This window comes from Streptomyces sp. NBC_01429, from assembly GCF_036231945.1.
Classification (GTDB): Bacteria; Actinomycetota; Actinomycetes; order Streptomycetales; family Streptomycetaceae; genus Streptomyces.
The window spans coordinates 7,723,319-7,746,239 of sequence record NZ_CP109599.1 but is presented as its reverse complement, the minus strand read 5'-3'; the positions used below and the strand labels follow the sequence as shown (position 1 = coordinate 7,746,239).

The 22,921-nt window shown below is 71.2% G+C and carries 1 protein-coding gene (only partly in view); it reads right to left on the bottom strand.

Annotated features, from left to right (window positions below; translation table 11 throughout):
- Positions 1-22,921, bottom strand: partial view of an SDR family NAD(P)-dependent oxidoreductase gene (locus OG627_RS33770; RefSeq protein ID WP_329071721.1) — the 5' portion only. 8,888 nt of this gene lie to the left of the window's left edge; only the first 22,921 of its 31,809 coding nucleotides appear in the window; the start codon lies at positions 22,919-22,921; its stop codon lies off the left edge, out of view.

Below are 22,921 nucleotides of genomic sequence, written 5' to 3'. Positions count from 1 at the left end.
GCTCCAAAGGGGCATCCAACCCCGCACACACCGCGTCGAACGCCTCCGCGAACATCGGGAAACGCTCATACAACCCACGACCCATACCCAGCCGCTGCGACCCCTGACCCGAGAACAGGAACGCCAGCAGTCCGGAGGTCTCGGTGCTGCCGGGCAGCTCTCCCCGGGCGATCGAGTCGAGCGCGGCGAGGAGTTCGGTGTGGTCGGAGCCGAGGACGGCTGCCCGGTGTTCGTGGGCGGCCCTGGTGGTGGCCAGGGAGAATCCCACGTCGAGCACCTGGCGGACGTCGGCGGCGGAGTCGAGTTGCGCGCGCAGACGCTGTGCCTGCTCACGGAGCGCCGTCGCGTCGCGGGCTGACAGCAGCCACGGGACCACGGGGGACGCCTCGCCGTCGGGGGCCTGGCGCTGAGCCGCTTCGGCGGGCTCCGCGGCGGCCGGTGCCTGCTCGATGATGACGTGCGCGTTCGTCCCGCTGATGCCGAAGGACGACACGGCCGCGCGCCTCGGCCGGCCGGTCCGGTCCCATTCCCGTGCCTCGGTCAGCAGCTTCACGCTGTCGCCCGACCAGTCGACCTGGGCGGTCGGCTCGTCCACGTGCAGGGTGGGCGGAAGCGTCCCGTGGCGCATCGCCATGACCATCTTGATGATCCCGGCGACACCTGCGGCGGCCTGCGTGTGGCCGATGTTGGACTTCACCGAGCCGAGCCAGAGCGGCCGGTCGCCGTCGCGGTCCTGGCCGTACGTGGCCAGCAGCGCCTGCGCCTCGATCGGGTCGCCCAACGTCGTACCCGTACCGTGCGCCTCCACCACGTCGATCTGGTGGGCGGAGAGCCGGGCGTTGGCGAGCGCCTGCCCGATCACCCGGCGCTGGGAGGGGCCGTTGGGGGCCGTGAGGCCGTTCGAGGCCCCGTCCTGGTTGACGGCGGAGCCGCGGACGACGGCGAGCACCGGGTGGCCGTTGCGCTGCGCGTCGGAGAGCCTCTCGACCACCAGGAAGCCGGCGCCCTCGGCGAATCCGGTTCCGTCGGCGGCGGAGGCGAAGGACTTGCACCTGCCGTCCGAGGCGAGAGCGCCCTGCCGGCCGAACTCGGCGAAGACACCCGGCGTGGACAGCACGGTGACACCGCCCGTCACGGCCAGCGAGCACTCGCCCTGGCGCAGGGCCTGCACGGCCAGGTGGAGGGCGACGAGGGAGGACGAGCACGCCGTGTCGACGGAGACCGCCGGGCCTTCGAGGCCCAGCTTGTACGACACGCGGCCCGAGACCACGCTGCCGTTGCCGTCGCTGCCCGGGTAGTCGTGGTACATCACACCGGCGAAGACGCCGGTCCGGCTGCCCTTGAGCGAGGTCGGGTCGATGCCCGCCCGCTCCAGTGCCTCCCACGACAGTTCCAGCGTCAGTCGCTGCTGCGGGTCCATGGCCAGCGCCTCGCGCGGCGAGATCCCGAAGAACGCGGGGTCGAAGTCCGCGACGTCGTCCATGAATCCGCCCCGGTAGGGGTACGGCCCGCTCTCGGGCAGGTCCCAGCCGCGGTCGGTCGGGAAGTCGGTCACCGCGTCGGTGCCCGAGGTCAGCAGCTGCCACAGGCCCTCGGGGCTGGACACTCCGCCCGGGTAGCGGCAGGACATGCCGACGATGGCGATGGGCTCGTGCTGCACGGCGGAGAGCTTGCGGTTGTGCCGACGCAGCCGCGCGCTTTCCTGACGTGCCGCGCGAAGCGCCTCGCCGCCGTCCTGGGTCTCCTCGCCGCTGTCGGCTTCGTCATCGAACGTCTCGTCGACCGTTTCGCCGAATGTTTCGTCGTACGGGGAGATGTCCGTGGAGGTTTCCCGCGCGTCGGTCACGTCGGCGAGTTCGAGCAGGCTCTCCATCAGTCCCGCGTCACGGAGCCGGCTGGTGGGGATCGACTGAAGAACCTGCCGGATCTCCTCCTCGACGGACCCGGCGGACCCGGCGGATCCCGCGACGCCGGTCAGCTCGGCCACCGTGGCCGCAAGCTCGGATTCGATGTGCTGGGCCACGGCGAGGGACGTGGGGTAGTCGAAGGCGAGGGTCGCGGGCAGGCGCAGGCCGGTGACGCGGTTGAGCTGGTTGCGCAGCTCGGTCGCAGCCAGGGAGTCGAAGCCCAGTTCCCGGAACGCCCGCTCGGGCGCGATCTCCTCGTCCGACGTGTAGCCCAGAACCGAGGCGACCTGTGTGCTCACCAGCTGGAGGACGGCGCGCTGTCGCTCGCCCGGTGTCAGGGCTGCCAGTCGCTGTTCCAGACCGGCCGTGGGTGTTTCGGCGGTACCGGTCGCCGCCGCGCGACGCCCGGCGGGTGCGAGCCCGCGCAGGAGTGCGGGAATCTCGTCGGTACGGGTGCGCAGGGCTTCCGTGTCGACACGGATCGGGACGACGGAGGCGTGCCCGGAGTCGAGCCCGGCGGCAAAAAGCGCCAGCCCGTCCTCGTAGGAGAGCGCGGGCACACCCTGAGTGGCCATGCGCTTGCGGTCGATGTCGCTCAGGTAGTTGCCCAGTCCGGCGCCGACCTCCCAGAGGCCGAAGGCCATCGAGGTGGCGGGCAGCCCCTCCGACCTGCGCTGCTGCGCGAGCGCGTCGAGGAAGACGTTGGCCGCCGCGTAGTTGCCCTGCCCGGCCGTCAGCACCAGACCGCCGGCCGAGGAGAAGAGGACGAAGGCGGCCAGGTCCATGTCCCGGGTCAGCTCGTGCAGGTACCAGGCCGCGTCTGCCTTCGGCGCCAGGACGGAGTCCGTCTGCTCCTCGGTGAGCGCGGTCACCAGGGCGCTGTCGCCGATTCCGGCGGCGTGGACGACGGCGGTCAGCGGACGCTCGGCAACGATCCCCGCCACCAGAGCGGCCAGATCCTCACGACGCGACACATCACACGCCTCAACCCGAACCACCGCACCCAACTCGGCCAACTCAGCCACCAGACGCTCCGCACCCGGAGCACCAAGACCCCGACGGCTCGTCAACACCAGATGCCGCACACCACGCTCAACCACCAAATACCGGGCCACCACCGCACCCAGACCACCCGTACCACCAGTGATCAGAACCGCACCACCGGCATCCAACACCACCCCACCCACAGCCTCAGCCTCAGCCTCAGCCTCAGCCTCAGCCGAACCAGAGGCCAAACGACCCAGACGAGGCACCAACACCTCACCCGACCGCAACGCCAACTCCGGCTCCCCCAAAGCCACAGCAGCACCCAACACCCGCCCCGACTCCGCACCACCATCCGAATCCACCAACACAAACCGACCCGGATTCTCCGCCTGAGCCGAACGCACCAGACCCCACACAGCAGCCTGAACCACATCCAACCCAGCACCACCCGAAACAGCCACACCACCACGCGTCAACACAACCAACCGCGAACCAGCAAAACGCTCATCCGCCAGCCAACGCCCCAACACACCCAACACCCGATACAACACCGCCCGCACACCCGACGGCACATCAGACGACACCTCAGACCCCACCACACCACCACAATCCAGCACCACCACACCCGGCACCGAACCCACAACAACACCAGCAGGACCAGAATCAGCAGCACCCAAGTCGGCAACCGCATCCCAATCCACCCAGGACACCGACCCGCCCCCCACCGACACCGGCACACCCGACCACCGCACGCCGAACAACGGCGCATCCCCGCCCGACGCACCCAACTGGTCCGCCGAAACCGGCCGACCCACCATCGAACCGACGGTGAGAACCGGCCTGCCGGCCGTGTCGGCGAGAGCGAGGGCAAGCCCACCGTTGTCGAGGCGACGCAGCCGCACCCGCACGGCCGAGGCTCCCACGGCGTGCAGGGAGACGTCGGTCCACGCGAAGGGGATCATCGTCTCCTCGGCGTCTCCGACGAGGATGGAAGCGTGCATGGACGCGTCGAGCAGCGCGGGGTGCAGACCGAACCGGCCCGCTTCCTCCCGCGCCTCTTCCGGCAGGGCCACCTCAGCGAAGAGGTCCTCACCCCGCCGCCACACCGCACGCAGCCCCTGGAACACCGGCCCGTAGCCGTAACCGTGCTCGCGCATCGCCTCGTACGCGCCCTCCACCGGCACCGGCTGGGCACCCACGGGCGGCCAGACGGCCAGGTCGGTGTCCGGGGCTGTGTCCGGGGACAACGCCTTGTCCGAGGTCGTGTCGGCGAGGAAGCCGGAGGCGTGGCGGACCCACGTCCGGTCGTCGCCGTCCTCTCGCCGTGAGTGCACGACGACCGGACGACGGCCGTCCGCCGAGGTGCCCACCACTGCGTGGACCTGTACGGCTCCGTGCTCGGGGAGGACCAGCGGGGCGGCGAGCGTCAGTTCCTCCAGCTGGGCACAGCCGGTCTCGTCACCCGCCCGGATGGCCAGTTCGACGAGCGCCGCGCCCGGCACGAGGACCGTGCCCCGTACGGCGTGGTCGGCGAGCCACGGGTGCGACCGCACCGACAGACGGCCGGTCAGGACGACTCCGTCGGCATCGGGGAGTCGCACGACCGCACCGAGCAGGGGGTGCTCGGTCGGGTCGACACCGATCGCACCGAGGTCGCCTTCGCCGTTCGTGGCGTTCACCCAGTACTCGCGGCGCTGGAACGCGTAGGTCGGCAGTTCCACCCGGTGGGCCTGGCGGTCGGCGAAGTACGCCGTCCAGTCGACGCCGCTCCCGGAGACGTGGATCTGGGCGAGCGCGGCGGTGAGGGTCGTGGTCTCGTCCCTGTCCTTGCGCAGGGCCGGGACGGTGAGGATCTCGCCGCTCGGCGTGTCGGCGGTGGCCGCCGTCAGGGCGTCCTGGACCATGCCGGTCAGCACGGCGTCAGGGCCCAGCTCCAGGTAGCGCGCCACGCCCTGGGTGTGCAGGGTGTTGACTCCCTCGGCGAAGCGGACCGCCTCGCGCACATGGCGTACCCAGTAGTCGGCCGAGCACAGCACCTCGGGATCGGCGAGCCCACCCGTCACGTTGGACACCACCGGCAGAGCCGGAGCCGTGAACGACAACCCCGCGACAACCCTGCCGAACTCCTCCAACATCGGTTCCATCAGCGGTGAATGGAACGCGTGCGACACCCGCAGCGCCGACGTCCTGCGACCCAGACCCTCGAAGTGGGTCCGGATCTCCGCCACCGCATCCTCGGCACCCGAGACCACCACCGACGTCGGACCGTTCACCGCAGCCAGCGACACACGATCCGACAACAGCGGAACAACCTCAGCCTCAGCCGCCTCCAGCGCCACCATCGCACCACCCGCAGGCAACGCATCCATCAAACGACCCCGCGCAGCCACCAACGCGCACGCATCCTCCAGCGAGAACACCCCCGCCACATGAGCAGCCGCGACCTCACCGATCGAATGACCCGCCACAAAGTCCGGGCGCACACCCCACGACTCCACCAACCGGAACAACGCCACTTCCACGGCGAACAACCCGGCCTGAGCGAACACCGTACGGTTCAGCAGTTCCGCGTCAGAACCCCACACCACATCACGCAGCGGACGCTCCAAATGCGCATCCAACCCCGCACACACCGCATCGAACGCCTCCGCGAACACCGGGAAACGCTCATACAACCCACGACCCATACCCAGCCGCTGCGACCCCTGACCCGAGAACAGGAAGGCGGCCGGGGCGTCCGGGCGTGCCGACGCCGTGAAGACACCGGGCGCTTCCTCGCCCCTGGCGAGAATCCCCAGCGCGTCGAGCAGCCCGTCGCGGTCCTCACCGATCACGGCCGCGCGGGATTCCAGCGCGGTGCGTCCGGTGGCGAGCGAGTAGGCGACGTCCCGGGGGGTGTGTGCCGGGTTGGCGACCAGGAACGACCGCAGTCGCTCGGCCTGGCCCCGCAGCGCGTCGGCATTGGCCGCGTGCACCAGCCAGGGCACAGTGCCCGGTTCGTCCACCGTGACGTTCGGTTCCGGCTCCGGTTCCGTGGGGGCCGGGCCCTGCTCAAGGATGACGTGTGCGTTCGTCCCACTGATTCCGAAGGCCGAGACACCTGCCCGGCGCGGCCGGTCGGCCTCGGGCCAGGTCCGCGTCTCCGTGAGCAGTTCGACGGCGCCCTCGGCCCAGTCGACGTGCGGCGAGGGCTGGTCGACGTGGAGCGTGCGGGGCAGCTGACCGTGCCGCATCGCGAGCACCATCTTCATGACTCCGGCCACCCCGGCCGCCGCCTGGGCGTGGCCGATGTTGGACTTCACCGAGCCGAGCCAGAGCGGCCGGTCGCCGTCGCGGTCCTGGCCGTACGTGGCCAGCAGCGCCTGCGCCTCGATCGGGTCGCCCAACGTCGTACCCGTACCGTGCGCCTCCACCACGTCGATGTCGGACGTGGACAGGCCGGAGTTGACCAGGGCCTGCCGGATCACGCGCTGCTGGGAGGGGCCGTTGGGGGCGCTGAAGCCGTTGCTCGCACCGTCCTGGTTGACGGCTGTGCCCCGGACCACGGCCAGGACTTCGTGTCCGTTGCGTACGGCGTCCGAGAGCCGCTCCACGAGGAGTACGCCCACGCCCTCCGACCAGCCGACGCCGTCGGCGGAACCGGCGAACGCCTTGCAGCGGCCGTCCGCGGAGAGGCCGCGCTGCCGGGAGAACTCGATGAACATGCCGGGCGTCGACATGACGGTGGCACCGCCGGCCAGCGCCAGCGAGCACTCACCGGACCGCAGGGCCTGTACGGCCAGATGCAGGGCCACCAGGGACGAGGAGCAGGCCGTGTCCACGGTGACGGCCGGGCCTTCGAAGCCGAACGTGTACGAGACCCGGCCGGAGACGACGCTGCCGCCGCTGGTACCGGAGGGCGAGGCGTTCAGCGCGTAGTCGTGGTACATCACGCCGGCGAAGACACCGGTCTGGCTGCCCTTGAGGGACGTGGCGTCGATGCCCGCGCGCTCCAGCGCCTCCCACGACGCCTCCAGCAGGAGCCGCTGCTGCGGGTCCATGTAGGCGGCCTCACGCGGGGCGATGCCGAAGAAGGCGGGGTCGAACTCGGCGGCGTCGTGCAGGAAGCTGCCGCGTCGTGTGTAGCTCTTGCCTTCCTTGCCGGGTTCGGGGTCGTAGAGGTCGGCCACGTTCCAGCCACGGTTGACCGGCAGGTCCGACACCGTGTCGACGCCGTCCATGACGAGCTTCCACAGCTCTTCGGGAGAGGTCACGCCGCCGGGGTAGCGGCAGGCCATGCCGACGATGGCGATCGGCTCGTCGTCGGAGGGGCCGTCGGCACGGTCGGCGACAGCGACCGTGCCGGGCCGGGGGGCCTCCTGATCGCCCATGAGGGTGTCGATGTGCTCGGTGACGGCCCTGGCGGTGGGGTGGTCGAAGACGAGGGTGGCCGGCAGGCGCAGGCCGGTGACGCGGTTGAGCTGGTTGCGCAGCTCGGTCGCCGCCAGGGAGTCGAAACCCAGTTCCTGGAAGGCGCGGTCGGCGCCGATCGCCTCGGCCGAGGAGTGGCTGAGCACGGCAGCGACCTGGTCGCGCACGATCTGGAGGATCGCGCGATGCCGCTCGCCCTGGGTCAGTCCCGCCAGCCGTACGGCGAGACCGTCCCCGGTGGGTGCGCCCGACGCGGCGGTCCGGCGGGCCCGGGGCGTGAGGCCGCGCAGGAGTGCGGGGATCTCGTCGGTGCGGGTGCGCAGGGCTTCCGTGTCGACATGGATCGGGACGACGGAGGCGTGCCCGGAGTCGAGCCCGGCGGCGAAGAGCGCCAGCCCCGTGTCGTGGGAGAGGACGGGCACGCCCTGGGTGGCCATGCGCTTGCGGTCGATGTCGGCCAGATGCCGGCCGAGTCCGGCGCCGACGTCCCAGAGGCCGAAGGCCATCGAGGTGGCGGGCAGCCCCTCCGACCTGCGCTGCTGCGCGAGCGCGTCGAGGAAGACGTTGGCCGCCGCGTAGTTGCCCTGCCCGGCGGCGAGGACGAGACCGCCGGCCGAGGAGAACATGACGAAGGCGGCCAGGTCCATGTCCCGGGTCAGCTCGTGCAGGTACCAGGCCGCGTCTGCCTTCGGCGCGAGCACCGCGTCGACGCGTTCCGGGGTGAGGGCTCCGACGAGTCCGTTGTCGCCGATTCCGGCGGCGTGGACGACGGCGGTCAGCGGACGCTCGGCAACGATCCCCGCCACCAGAGCGGCCAGATCCTCACGACGCGACACATCACACGCCTCAACCCGAACCACCGCACCCAACTCGGCCAACTCAGCCACCAGACGCTCCGCACCCGGAGCACCAAGACCCCGACGGCTCGTCAACACCAGATGCCGCACACCACGCTCAACCACCAAATAACGGGCCACCACCGCACCCAGACCACCCGTACCACCAGTGATCAGAACCGCACCACCGGCATCCAACACCACCCCACCCACAGCCTCAGCCTCAACCCCAGCCTCAGCCTCAGCCGAACCAGAGGCCAAACGACCCAGACGAGGCACCAACACCTCACCCGACCGCAACGCCAACTCCGGCTCCCCCAAAGCCACAGCAGCACCCAACACCCGCCCCGACTCCGCACCACCATCCGAATCCACCAACACAAACCGACCCGGATTCTCCGCCTGAGCCGAACGCACCAGACCCCACACAGCAGCCTGAACCACATCCAACCCAGCACCACCCGAAACAGCCACACCACCACGCGTCAACACAACCAACCGCGAACCAGCAAAACGCTCATCCGCCAGCCAACGCCCCAACACACCCAACACCCGATACAACACCGCCCGCACACCCGACGGCACATCAGACGGCACCTCAGACCCCACCACACCACCACAATCCAGCACCACCACACCCGGCACCGAACCCACAACAACACCAGCAGGACCAGAATCAGCAGGACCCAAGTCGGCAACCGCATCCCAATCCACCCAGGACACCGACCCACCCCCCACCGACACCGGCACACCCGACCATGCGATACCGAACAACGGTCCGCGTGCGGCACCCGCGTCCAGTTGCTGGGCGGACACCGGCCGTCCGGCCACGGAGCCCACCGAGAGCACCGGGCTGCCCGCCGTGTCGGCGACGGCCAGGGTCAGGTTCCCACCGTCGCGAGTCAGACGTACGCGCACGGACGAGGCACCCACCGCGTGCAGCGAGACATCGCTCCACGAGAACGGCACCACCGTGTCCTGGGCGTCACCGACGAGGATGGCCGCGTGCATGGAGGCGTCCAGGAGCGCGGGGTGCAGACCGTAACGGCCCGCCTCCTGCCGCGCGCCCTCCGGCAGAGCCACCTCGGCGAAGAGGTCCTCGCCCCGCCGCCACACCGCACGCAGTCCCTGGAACACCGGCCCGTAGGTGAATCCGTACTCCTCGAAGAGCGCGTACGCGCCGTCGACGGAGACCGGCTCGGCGCCGGTGGGCGGCCAGACGGTGGTGTCGAAGGACGGAGTATCGCCCGTGCCGGACGCCAGCACACCGTCGGCGTGCTGGGTCCAGGGCTGGTGCGGCTGGTCCTCCGGTCGCGCGTGGACGCTCAGGGTGCGTCGGTCCGACGCGTCGGGGGCACCGACGCGTACCTGGATCTGGACGCCGTTCTGTCCGTGCAGCAGGAGCGGCGCGGTGAGCGTCAGTTCCTCGACGAGGTCGCAGCCGACCTCGTCGCCGGCGCGCACGGCGAGTTCCAGGAGCGCCGTTCCCGGCACCAGCACCGAGCCCCGCACCACGTGGTCGGTGAGCCAGGGAAGGGACTGGGCGGAGAGCCGTCCGGTGAGCAGGCAGCCGTCGGAGTCGGCCAGTTCGACGGCGGCGCCCAGCATCGGATGGCGCGCGGCCATGAGCCCGGCGAACCGCATGTCCCCGGAGTGGGACGCCGTACCGGTCGGCCAGAAACGCTCGCGCTGGAACGCGTACGTCGGCAGTTCGACGCGCTGGACATCGGTGCCCGCGTGCACGGCGGCCCACCGGACCGGGAGACCGTCGACATACAGCCGGGCCACGGCGGCGAGCAGGGTCGCGTCCTCGGGCCGGCCCTTGCGCAGGCAGGGAGCGAACGCGGCGTCCTCGGGCGCCGACCCGCCGGCGAGCGCCGACAGCGCTCCGTCGGGGCCGAGTTCGAGGAACGAGGTGACGCCTTCGGAGACGAGCGTACGCACACCGTCGGCGAAGCGGACGGCCTCACGGACGTGCCGGACCCAGTACTCCGGCGACCGCAGCTGCTCCTCGTCCGCCGGCTGCCCCGTCACGTTCGACACCAGCGGAATGGCCGGGGCGCCGTACTCCAGGGATTCGGCGACCTCGCGGAACTCCGCGAGCATCGGTTCCATGAGCGCCGAGTGGAAGGCGTGGGAAACGCGGAGCGAGGTGACTTTGCGTCCCCGCGCCTCGAACAGGGCCCCGATCGCGGCGACTTCGGTTCCGGCACCGGAAATGACCACGGCGGCCGGTCCGTTGACGGCGGCGATCGAGACGCCGTCCGTCAGCGACGGCAGCACCTCGTCCTCGCTCGCCTGGACGGCCGTCATCGCGCCCCCGGCGGGCAGCGCCTGCATCAGGCGTCCCCGGGCGGCGACCAGTCGGCAGGCGTCGGGCAGGGAGAGGACGCCCGCGACATGGGCGGCCGCGATCTCACCGATGGAGTGGCCCAGCAGCCGGTCCGGGACGACGTCCCAGGACTCCAGCAGCCGGAAGAGAGCCACCTCGACGGCGAAGAGACCGGTCTGGGCGTACTGCGTCCGGTTGAGCGCCTCCGCGTCGTTCCCCCAGACCACGTCACGCAGGGGACGCTCCAGGTGGGCGTCGAGCCCCGCGCACACCGCGTCGAACGCCTCCGCGAACACCGGGAAGCGCTCGTACAGTCCACGGCCCATCCCGAGCCGCTGCGACCCCTGGCCCGAGAACAGGAACGCCCGCTTCCCGGGGCGTGCCAGGCCCTCCGTGGTCTCGGTGTCCGATGTGCCCCCGGCGAGTGCGGACAGGGCGCGCAGCGCCTCGTCCCGGTCGGCGGCCACGACGACGGCGCGGTGCGGGAAAGCGGACCGGCCGACGGCCAGTGAGTGGGCGACATCCGCGAGGGAAGCGGCGCCGGTCCGGCCCTCGTCGAGGTACTGGAGCAGACGCGATGCCTGGGCCCGCAGGGCCGCCTCGGTCTTGCCGGACAGCGGAAGCGGAACGGGGCCGACAGCGGAGGCGACCGGGGCGGCATCGCGCTCGGCGGGGCGCTCGGCGGTGACCGCTTCGGGCTGTTCGAGGATGACGTGGGCGTTGGTTCCGCTGATACCGAACGACGAGACGCCCGCGCGGCGCGGCCGTTCACCGCCCGGCCAGTCGGCGGGCTCGGCCAGCAGCTCCACGGCTCCGGCCGACCAGTCGACGTGCGTGGAAGGGGTGTCCGCGTGCAGGGTGCGCGGCAGCGTCCCGTGCCGCATCGCCATGATCATCTTGATGACACCGGCCACCCCGGCCGCGGCCTGGGAGTGCCCGATGTTCGACTTGATGGAGCCGAGGAGCAACGGCTTGTCGGCCGCGCGGTCCTGGCCGTACGTGGCCAGCAGCGCCTGCGCCTCGATCGGGTCACCCAGCGTCGTACCCGTGCCGTGCGCCTCCACCGCGTCGACGTCCGACGCGGAGAGCCCGGCGCCCGCCAGCGCCTGCCGGATCACGCGCTGCTGCGCGGGGCCGTTGGGCGCGGTGAGGCCGTTCGACGCGCCGTCCTGGTTGACGGCGCTCCCCCGTACGGTGGCGAGGACGCGGTGCCCGTTCCTGCGGGCGTCGGAGAGGCGCTCCAGGACGAGGATGCCCGCGCCCTCGGCCCAGCCGACCCCGTCGGCCTCGTCGGCGAACGAGCGGCAGCGGCCGTCGGGCGAGAGGCCGCCCTGACGGGAGAACTCGACGAAGGTCATGGGGGTGGACATGACGGTCACACCACCGGCGAGAGCGAGCGAGCACTCCCCCGACCGCAGCGCTTGCGCGGCGAGGTGCAGCGCGACGAGCGAGGACGAGCACGCCGTGTCCACGGTCACGGCCGGACCCTCGAAACCGAAGGTGTACGACACCCGGCCGGAGGCGACGCTTCCCGCGCTGCCGCTCCCCTGGTAGCCCTCGAATTCGCGGCCGCCGAGCAGTTGCGCGTAGTCGTGGTACATCACACCGGCGAAGACACCGGTGCTGCTGCCGCGCAGCGACGCCGGGTCCATCCCGGCGCCCTCCAGGGCCTCCCACGTCGTCTCCAGCAGCAGCCGCTGCTGGGCGTCCGTGGTGAGTGCCTCGCGGGGGCTCATGCCGAAGAAGTCGGGGTCGAAGTTCGGTGCGTCGTAAAGGAATCCGCCGGAGCGGGTCGCGACGGTGCCGGCCCGGTCAGGGTCGGACTCGTTCGCGTCCTCGACGTCCCAGCCGCGGTCGGTGGGGAAGCCGGAGACGGCGTCCACACCGTCGGACACCAGACGCCACAGATCGTCGGGGGAGGTCACACCACCGGGGTAGCGGCAGCTCATGCCGACGATGACCACCGGGTCGTCCGTCAGCGGCGGCAGCGCGGAGACCGGGAGCGTGTGCTCGGAGTCGGCCCCTCCGAACAGCTCGTCGTACAGATAGTCCACCAGCGCGTTGGCGGTCGGGTAGTCGAACACGGCCGTGGCGGGCAGCCGCAGACCGGTGGCCTTGCCGACGCGGTTGCGGAGTTCGATCGCGGTGAGGGAGTCGAATCCGAGATCCTGGAAGGCCCGCGTGGGGTCGACGGTGTCGGCGCCCGCGTGTGCCAGTACGAGGGCGATCTGCGTCCGCACGAGGTCGAGCAGCGCTTCCCTGCGCCCGGGGGCGGTGAGCCCGGTCAGGCGTCGCAGCAGCCCGGAGGCCGCCGCCCGGCCGCCGTCGGCCGCACGACGAGTGACGCGCGTACGGACCAGGCCGCGCAGCAGTACGGGAACCTCACGCTGAATCCCCGGCGCCGTCAGGTCGAGCTCGACGGGCAGTACGGCCGCCTCGCCGGCGGCGAGGGCAGCGTCGAAGAGTGCCGTGCCGTGCTCCACGGACAGCGCGGGCATGCCGGTACGGGCGATGCGCTCAAGGTCGGCGGCGGAGAGGGTTCCGGTCATTCCGCTGCCCTGGTCCCAGGGGCCCCAGGCCAGCGAGGTCGCGGGGAGCCCCTCGGCCGTGCGGTGGCGGGCTAGGGCGTCGAGGAAGGCGTTGCCGGCCGCGTAGTTGGCCTGCCCCGCGCTGCCGAACGTGCCCGCCACGGAAGAGAAGGTGATGAACGCGTCGAGGTCGGTGTCCCGCGTCGCCTCGTGGAGGTTCCACGCCGCGTCGACCTTCGGACGCAGCACCCCGGCCAGCCGCTCGGCGGTCAGGGAACCGATCACCCCGTCGTCGAGCACACCCGCCGCGTGGACCACCGCGGTGATCGGGTGCGCGGCGAACAGCTCCGCCACCGCCGCGCGGTCCGTCACGTCACAGGCCACAACGGCGACTTCGGCGCCTTGCGCGGCAAGCTCCGCGACCACGGCCTCAGCGCCCTCGGAGGCCGGCCCGCCGCGGCTGACCAGCAGCAGGCTCCGTACCCCGTGCGCGGCGACCAGGTGGCGCGCCACGATCCGGCCCAGACCACCCGTACCACCCGTGATCAGCACCGTGCCGTCCGCACGCCACGGCGTGTCCACCACGGACTCCGCGGACGCGGCGTGCGCGGGGGCCGTCGTCACCCTGCCCAGTCGCGCCGCCAGAACTTCCGCGCCACGCAACAGCAGTTGAGGCTCGGCGGAGCCCAATGCCCTCGGCAGAAGCTCACGCGCCGGCTCGTCTTCGACATCCACCAGCCCGAACCGGCCCGGATGTTCCAGCTGAGCGGACCGCACGAGACCCCACGCGGCCGACCCCGAAAGGTCCTCGCCCGCACTCGCGCCACGGGTGACGAAGACCAGACGTGAACCGGCGAACCGCTCCTCCTCCAGCCATCCCCGCGTCAGTTCCAGCACCCGAGCCGTCACCACGTGCACCGACTCGACCACACCACCGACGGCACCGTGCAACGGCACCACCACGACACCCGGAACCGACTCCCCCGCCGCGAGCGAAGCGAGGTCTTCGTCGTCCTCGCCAAGAGTGACGTAGGACGGCAGCGTCTCCGGTACGGGCGACGGGTCGGCGACCCACTCCACCCGGAACAGCGAGTCACGCGCGGAGCCGAGCTTCTCGGCCGAGACCGGACGCACCACCAGGGCGCCGACCGACGCCACCGGCGCACCGGCGCCATCGGCGACCGCGATCGCGAGAGCGCCGTCGGCCGTACGGGAGAGACGTACGCGTACCGCCGAGGCACCTGTCGCGTGGAGCGAGACGCCCGTCCAGGAGAACGGCACACCGCCCTCGACAGCCTGCCCGGTCACAGCCGAGGCGTGGAGGCAGGCGTCGAAGAGGGCGGGGTGCAGACCATAGGCGTCCGCGTCGGTCCCCTCAGGAAGAGCGACCTCGGCGAAGGTGTCCTCACCACGCGTCCAGACGGCCCGCAGCCCCTGGAACACCGGACCGTACTCGAACCCGGACTCCGCAAACCGGTCATAACAATCAACGACATCAACGGGTGCAGCGCCCTCCGGCGGCCAGACCACCGCGTCGAACGGGACGGAGCCGACAACGGCCTTCTCCCCGAGAGAACCCTGCGCATGAAGCGTCCAAGGCTCATCACCCGCACGGGAATGAATCGTCAACGGACGGCGACCGGCCTCGTCGGGCTCACCGACCCAGACCTGCACCTGCACGGCGCCACCCCGCTCGGAGAGCACCAACGGCGCGGCCAGCGTCAGCTCCTCGACCACATCACAGCCGACCTCGTCCCCCGCACGCACCGCCAGCTCCACCAGGGCCGTACCCGGCACCAGCACCGAACCCATCACCACATGATCCGCGAGCCACCCATGCGAACCCACCGACAACCGACCCGTGAACAGGAACCCATCCGTATTCACCAACTCCACCGCAGCACCCAACAACGGATGCTCAGCAGAACCCAGACCCGCGAACCGCACATCACCAGGACGCACAACAGAACCCGACGGCCAGAACCGCTCACGCTGAAACGCATACGTCGGCAAACCAACCCGCCGCGCACCCCGCCCCGCGAAGAAACCAGACCAATCGACCTGTACGCCCTGTACGGCGAGTTCGGCCATGGCCGTGACGATCGTCGGCTCCTCGTCGCGGCCCTTGCGGCAGACGGGAACGACCAGCGCCTCGTCCGGCAACGACTGCCGGGCCATCCCCGACAGCACACCATCGGGACCAAGCTCCAGGAACCGCGTCACACCCTCCGCGTCCAGGGCGCTCACCCCATCGGCGAAACGCACCGCCTCGCGGACATGGCGCACCCAGTAGTCGGCCGAGCACAGCACCTCAGGATCGGCGAGCCCACCCGTCACGTTCGACACCACCGGCACAGCCGGAGCGGTGAAGGAGAGACCCGCGACCACCTGCCGGAACTCCTCCAGCATCGGTTCCATCAAGGGCGAATGGAACGCGTGCGACACCCGCAGCCGACTGGTACGACGACCCAGCCCCTCGAAGTGACCCTCCACCTCCAGCACCGCATCCTCAACACCCGACACCACCACCGACGTCGGACCGTTCACCGCAGCCAGCGACACACGATCCGACAACAGCGGAACAACCTCAGCCTCAGCCGCCTCCAGCGCCACCATCGCACCACCCGCAGGCAACGCATCCATCAAACGACCCCGCGCAGCCACCAGCACACAGGCATCCTCCAGCGAGAACACCCCCGCCACATGAGCAGCCGCGACCTCACCGATCGAATGACCCGCCACAAAGTCGGGCCGCACACCCCACGACTCCACCAACCGGAACAACGCCACTTCCACGGCGAACAACCCGGCCTGAGCGAACACCGTACGGTTCAGCAGTTCCGCGTCAGAACCCCACACCACATCACGCAGCGGACGCTCCAAATGGGCATCCAACCCCGCACACACCGCATCGAACGCCTCCGCGAACACCGGGAAACGCTCATACAACCCACGCCCCATACCCAGCCGCTGCGACCCCTGACCCGAGAACAGGAACGCCGACTTACCGGAACCCGCCATACCCTCGACGACCCCGGCGTCCACCTCACCCGCAGCCAGCGCGGACAGCGAGCGGACCAGTTCCTCCGCGTCAGCCCCCACGACCACCGCACGGTGACGGAAGCTCGACCGGCTCGTCACCAGCGAGAAGCCCACATCCCACAGCGCCGACACCGACGCCGCATCGTCACCCTGAACCTGCGACAGCAAGCGCGCCGCCTGGCCCCGCAGCGCCTCAGCGCTCTTCGCCGACAGCACCCACGGAACCACCGCACCACCGGCCTCCACCACCGGCGCCTCCGCGCCGACCGCCTCCGGCTGCTCCAGAATCACATGAGCGTTCGTCCCGCTGACGCCGAACGACGAGACACCGGCCCGGCGCGGCCGGTCGGCCTCGTGCCATTCGGCGCGCTCCGTCAGCAGCTCGACCGCTCCCGCGCTCCAGTCCACGTGCGACGAGGGCCGATCCACGTGGAGGGTCTGCGGCAGCACGCCGTGGCGCATCGCCATGACCATCTTGATGATCCCGGCCACACCCGCCGCCGCCTGCGTGTGCCCGATGTTCGACTTCACCGAACCGAGCAGCAACGGCTGCCCCTCCGGGCGGCCCTGGCCGTACGTGGCCAGCAGCGCCTGCGCCTCGATCGGGTCGCCCAACGTCGTACCCGTACCGTGCGCCTCCACCACATCCACGTCGGCCGTCGACAGACCACCACTCGCCAACGCCTGACGAATCACCCGCTGCTGCGACGGACCGTTCGGCGCCGTCAGACCATTCGACGCACCATCCTGATTCACCGCCGAACCCCGCACCACCGCCAACACCGGGTGGCCATTGCGGCGCGCGTCCGAGAGACGTTCGAGGACCAGCATGCCGACGCCTTCGGCCCAGCCGACGCCGTCGGCCGCGTCCGAGAACGCCTTGCTGCGACCGTCCGCCGCCAGACCACGCTGCCGCGAGAACTCCACGAACGTCGTCGGCGTCGACATCACCGTCACACCACCGGCGACGGCGAGTGAGCACTCGCCCGAGCGCAGCGCCTGCGCGGCCCAGTGGAGCGCCACCAGGGACGACGAACAGGCCGTGTCCACGGTCACCGCCGGACCCTCGAAACCGAAGGTGTACGACACCCGGCCCGAGGCGATGCTCGCCGCGCTGCCGTTGCCCCGGAAGCCTTCGAACTGGTCGCCTACGAGCAGGTCACCGTAGTCGTTGTACATGACGCCGGCGAAGACACCGGTCCGGCTGCCGCGCAGCGACACCGGGTCGATACCCGACCGCTCGACCGCCTCCCAGGTCGCCTCCAGCAGCAGCCGCTGCTGCGAGTCCGTCGCCAGCGCCTCACGCGGACTCATCCCGAAGAACTCGGGGTCGAAGCCGGCGGCTTCGTGCAGGAAGCCGCCCTGCCGGGTGTAGGACGTGCCGGGCACCTCGGGGTCCGGGTTGTAGAGCGACTCCACATCCCAACCCCGGTCGTCGGGGAAGTCGGAGACGGCGTCCACACCGTCGGAGACGAGCCGCCACAGGTCCTCGGGAGAGGACACACCACCGGGGTAGCGGCAGCTCATGCCGACGATCACGATCGGGTCGTTGGTCACGGAGGTGCGGGCCTCGACCGGGTCGGGCTCCGGGGTCTCGTGGTGGGCGCCGAAGAGTTCGTCCAGCAGCATGCCGACCAGCGCGTCGGCGGTCGGGTAGTCGAAGACGACGGTGGCGGGCAGGCGCAGACCGGTGGCCCGGTTCAGCCGGTTCCGCAGCTCGACGGCGGTCAGCGAGTCGAAGCCGAGGTCCTGGAACGCGCGCGAGGGGTCGATGGTGTCCGCGCCGACGTGGCCGAGGACGAGCGCGATCTGTCCGCGTACGAGGTCGAGGATGACGTCCTTGCGGGCCGGTTCGTCGAGCGCGGCGAGACGTCCGGCCAGGCCGGCGGCGGCGGCCGTACCGGCGACCGCGGCGCGCCTGACGGGGGTGCGGATCAGTCCGCGCAGCAGCGGGGGAACGTCGCCCCGGTCGCGCAGGGCCGCCAGATCGAAACGTACCGGGAGTACGACCGCGTTGCCGACCTCGCAGGCGAGGGCGGCATCGAACAGGGCCACTCCCTCGGACGGGGTGATCTCCGGCATGCCGGTGCGGGCGATGCGGTGGAGGTCGATGTCGGAGAGGGTGCCGGTCATGCCGGTGTCCTGGGTCCACGGGCCCCACGGCATCGACACGGCGGCGAGCCCGTCCGCGCGGCGGCGGTGGGCGAGGGCGTCGAGGAAGGCGTTGCCCGCCGCGTAGTTGCCCTGGCCGGGGCCGCCGAACACGCCGGAGACGGACGAGAAGGTGATGAAGGCGTCGAGGTTCCGGTCCTTGGTGGCCTCGTGGAGGTTCCACGCGGCGTCCACCTTCGGACGCAGCACCCCGGCCAGCCGCTCGGGCGTCAGGGATCCCACGACGCCGTCGTCGAGCACGCCCGCGGTGTGGACGACAGCGGTGAACCGGTGCCGTTCCATCAAGGCGTCTACGGCGTCACGGTCGGCGACGTCACAGGCGGCGACGGTGACGGCGGCGCCCTGGGCCGCCAGTTCGGCGGCGAGTTCCTCGGCGCCCGGGGCGGTGGGCCCGCTGCGGCTGACCAGCACCAGGTTCCGTACGCCGTGCTCGGCGACCAGGTGGCGGGCCACCTCGCGGCCGATCCCGCCCGTACCGCCGGTGATCAGCACGGTTCCGTCGACGTCCCAGGGCCGCTCCGGGGCGGTCTCGGGGGCGGCGACCCGGGCCAGTCGGGCGGCGAGGATCTCCCCGTCGCGCACCAGCAGTTGTGGCTCGTCCGCGACCGCGCCGAGGGCACGGGTCAGCAGGGAGCCGGTGACCGTCGTATCGTCGGCCAGGTCGATCAGTCCGAAGCGGCCGGGGTTCTCCGACTGGGCGGAGCGCACCAGCCCGGACAGCGCCGAGCCCGCGAGATCGCCGCCGGAAACCGCGTCCCGCGTCACGAACACCAGGCGCGCCGCGCCGAACCGCTCTTCGGCGAGCCACTGCTGGAGCAGGGAGAGCGCCCGCGCCGTCACCGCGTGGACGGACTCGGCAACGCCGTCGTGGGCGGTGCCTCCACCGGTCAGCCCGACGAGCACGAGGCCGGGAACGTCGGCGGGGTCGCTCGCGAGCGCCGCCAGGTTCGCCACGCCGGGGTACGGCAGGCCGGCGAAGACGTGTGCGTCGGTGTGCGCGAGCACGGCCACCGACTCCGGCGCGTGTCCGCCGGCCACCGGCTGCCACCGCAGCCGGAAGAGGGCGTCGCGTGCGGCCGAAGCCGCCCCACCGCCCATCTGGTCGTCGGCGACGGCCCGCAGCACCAGGGTGCCGACGGAGGCGACCCGGCCGCCCTCGGTGTCGGCGACCTCCACGGACACCGCGTCGTCGGAGGTACGGACTACCCGGACACGGACCGTCGAGGCGCCGGAGGCGTGGAGCGACACGCCTTCCCAGGAGAACGGCACCACCCCTCGGTCCATGCCGTTGAACGCCGTGACGTGCAGAGCCGCGTCGAGGAGCGCCGGGTGGAGGCCGTACGCAGCGGCGTCGTCCCTGGCCACCTCGGGGAGCGTTACCTCGGCGAGTACTTCGTCACCGCGTCGCCAGGCGGCCGTGAGGCCGCGGAAGAGGGGGCCGTAGAGGAAGCCGCCCTCGGCCATCCGCTCGTAGAGGCCCGTCAGGTCGACGGCCTCGGCTCCGGCGGGCGGCCAGGTGGCGGCGAAGAGGCCGGATTCACCGTCCGCGCCGCTCTCCTCGCCGACCGCCAGCGTGCCGGTGGCGTGCCGGAGCCAGGGCCGCTCGCCCTCGCCCTCGGTCCTGGACCGCGCGGTGAGGCCGCGGCGGCCGGACTCGTCGGCGGGGCCCACCCTGAGCTGGAGCTGAACCCCGCCGTGCTCCGGCAGTACGAGCGGGGCGGCGAGGGTCAGTTCCTCGACGCGGTCGCAACCGACCTCGTCCGCCACACCGAGCGCCAGCTCGACGAAGGCGGTGCCCGGCAGCAGCACGGAACCCATGACGACGTGTTCGGCGAGCCAGGGGTGAGACTGGCGGGACAGACGGGTGGTGAAGACGGAACCCTCGTTGTCGGAGAGTTCGACCGCGGCGCTCAGCAGGGGGTGGGTGCTCGCCCGGAGTCCGGCCGCGCCGACGTCACCGGTGGTGGCCTCGGTCGTCCGCGGCCAGAACCGCTGGTGCTGGAAGGCGTACGTCGGCAGATCGACGCAGCGCGCGCCCGTACCCGCGAGCAGGGCGGGCCAGTCGACGTGTGTTCCCCGTACGGCGAGTTCGGCCATGGCCGTGACGATCGTCGGTTCCTCGTCGCGGTCCTTGCGGCAGACGGGTACGACCAGTGCCTCGTCCGGCAGGGACTGCCGGGCCATCCCCGACAGCACACCATCGGGACCCAACTCCAGGAAGCGCGTCACACCCTCCGCGTCCAGGGCGCTCACCCCATCGGCGAAACGCACCGCCTCGCGGACATGGCGCACCCAGTAGTCGGCCGAGCACAGCACCTCAGGATCGGCGAGCCCACCGGTCACGTTCGACACCACCGGCAGAGCCGGAGCCGTAAACGACAGCCCCGCGACAACCCGGCGGAACTCCTCCAGCATCGGTTCCATCAGCGGTGAATGGAACGCGTGCGACACCCGCAGCACCGTGGTCCTGCGCCCCAGACCCTCGAAGTGGGTCCGGATCTCCGCCACCGCATCCTCGGCACCCGACACCACCACCGACGTCGGACCGTTCACCGCAGCCAGCGACACACGATCCGACAGCAACGGAACAACTTCGCCCTCAGCGGCTTCCAGCGCCACCATCGCACCACCCGCAGGAAGCGCATCCATCAAACGACCCCGCGCAGCCACCAGCGCACAGGCATCCTCCAGCGAGAACACCCCCGCCACATGAGCAGCCGCGACCTCACCGATCGAATGACCCGCCACAAAGTCCGGGCGCACACCCCACGACTCCACCAACCGGAACAACGCCACTTCCACGGCGAACAACCCGGCCTGAGCGAACACCGTACGGTTCAGCAGTTCCGCGTCAGAACCCCACACCACATCACGCAGCGGACGCTCCAAATGCGCATCCAACCCCGCACACACCGCCTCGAACGCCTCCGCGAACACCGGGAAACGCTCATACAACCCACGACCCATACCCAGCCGCTGCGACCCCTGACCCGAGAACAGAAACGCCGACCTGCCCGAAGCCGCCACACCCTCGACGACAGCGGCGTCCGGCTCCCCCACGGCCAGCGCGGACAGCGAACGCTCGGCCGAGCCGCGGTCGTCGGCTACGACCACCGCGCGATGTGCGAAGAGGGCCCGGCTCGATACGAGCGAGAGGGAGACATCCTGGCACCGCAGGGCGTCGCCCTCCTGGAGTACGTGCGAGAGCAGGCGGGCCGCCTGCGCGCGCAGCGCTGCCTGTGTCCGGCCCGAGAGGACCCACGGCACCATTCCGGGGCGGGCCGTCACCGGGGCGGTGTCCGGCGTCGGTTCGGTGGTCTCGGCGGCGGGCTCAGCCTGCTCAAGGATCACGTGGGCGTTGGTGCCGCTGATGCCGAAGGCCGACACGGCGGCGCGCCGGGCGTGGCCGGTGTCGGGCCAGTCCATGCGTTCGGTGAGCAGTTCCACGGCGCCGGCCGACCAGTCGACCTGCGTCGAGGGCGTGCCGACGTGGAGGGTCTGCGGCAGGATCCCGTGGCGCATCGCCATGATCATCTTGATCACACCGGCGACACCGGCGGCGGCCTGGGCGTGGCCGATGTTGGACTTGATGCCGCCGAGGCGCAGCGGTTCGTCGCGCTCCTGACCGTAGGTGGCGAGGAGGGCCTGGGCCTCGATCGGGTCGCCGAGGGTGGTGCCGGTGCCGTGGGCCTCGACGGCGTCGACCTGGCCGGGCACCAGCTGGGCGTCGGCGAGCGCGGCGCGGATGACGCGCTGCTGCGAGGGTCCGTTGGGGGCGGTGAGCCGACCGCTGGCGCCGTCCTGGTTCACGGCTGTGCCACGGACGACGGCCAGGACACGGTGGCCGTTGCGGCGGGCGTCCGAGAGGCGTTCCACGAGGAGGACGCCGACCCCTTCGCTCCATCCGGTGCCGTCGGAAGCGTCCGAGAAGGGCTTGCACCGGCCGTCGGGGGCGAGCCCGCGCTGCCGGGAAAATTCGGTGAAGAGGCTGGTCGTCGGCATCACCGCGACACCGCCGGCGAGCGCCATGGAGCACTCGCCCGAGCGCAGGGCGCGCACGGCCAGGTGGAGCGCCACCAGCGAGGAGGAGCAGGCGGTGTCGATCGTGACCGCGGGGCCTTCCAGGCCGAGGGTGTAGGCGATACGTCCGGAGAGCACACTGGTGGCGCCACCGGTGAGGAGGTGTCCCTCGGTCTCTTCGGTCTGCCGGGCGAGCGAGCCGTAGTTCGTGTCGGCGCCGCCGACGAACACACCGGTCTGGCTGCCGCGCAGGGAAAGGGGGCTGATCCTCGCCCGCTCGATGGCCTCCCACGCGGACTCCAGCAGCAGCCGCTGCTGCGGGTCCATGGCAAGCGCCTCACGTGGCGCGATACCGAACAGCTCCGCGTCGAAGTCGCCCGCCCCGGTGAGGAATCCGCCCTGGCGGACGTAGCTCTTGCCCGGCTTGCCGGGCTCCGGGTCGTAGAGGGAGTCGAAGTCCCAGCCCCGGTCCTCGGGGACGTCCGCCACCGCGTCGACGCCCTCGGCGACCAATTCCCAGAGGCTTTCGGGAGAGTTGACACCGCCGGGGAAGCGGCACGCCATGCCGACGACGGCGATCGGCTCGGTGTGCTTGGCCTCGACGGACTCCAGCCGCTGCTTGGTCCGCCGCAGGTCGGCGGTGACCAGCTTGAGGTAGTCGCGGAGCTTGTCTTCGGTGCTGGCCAT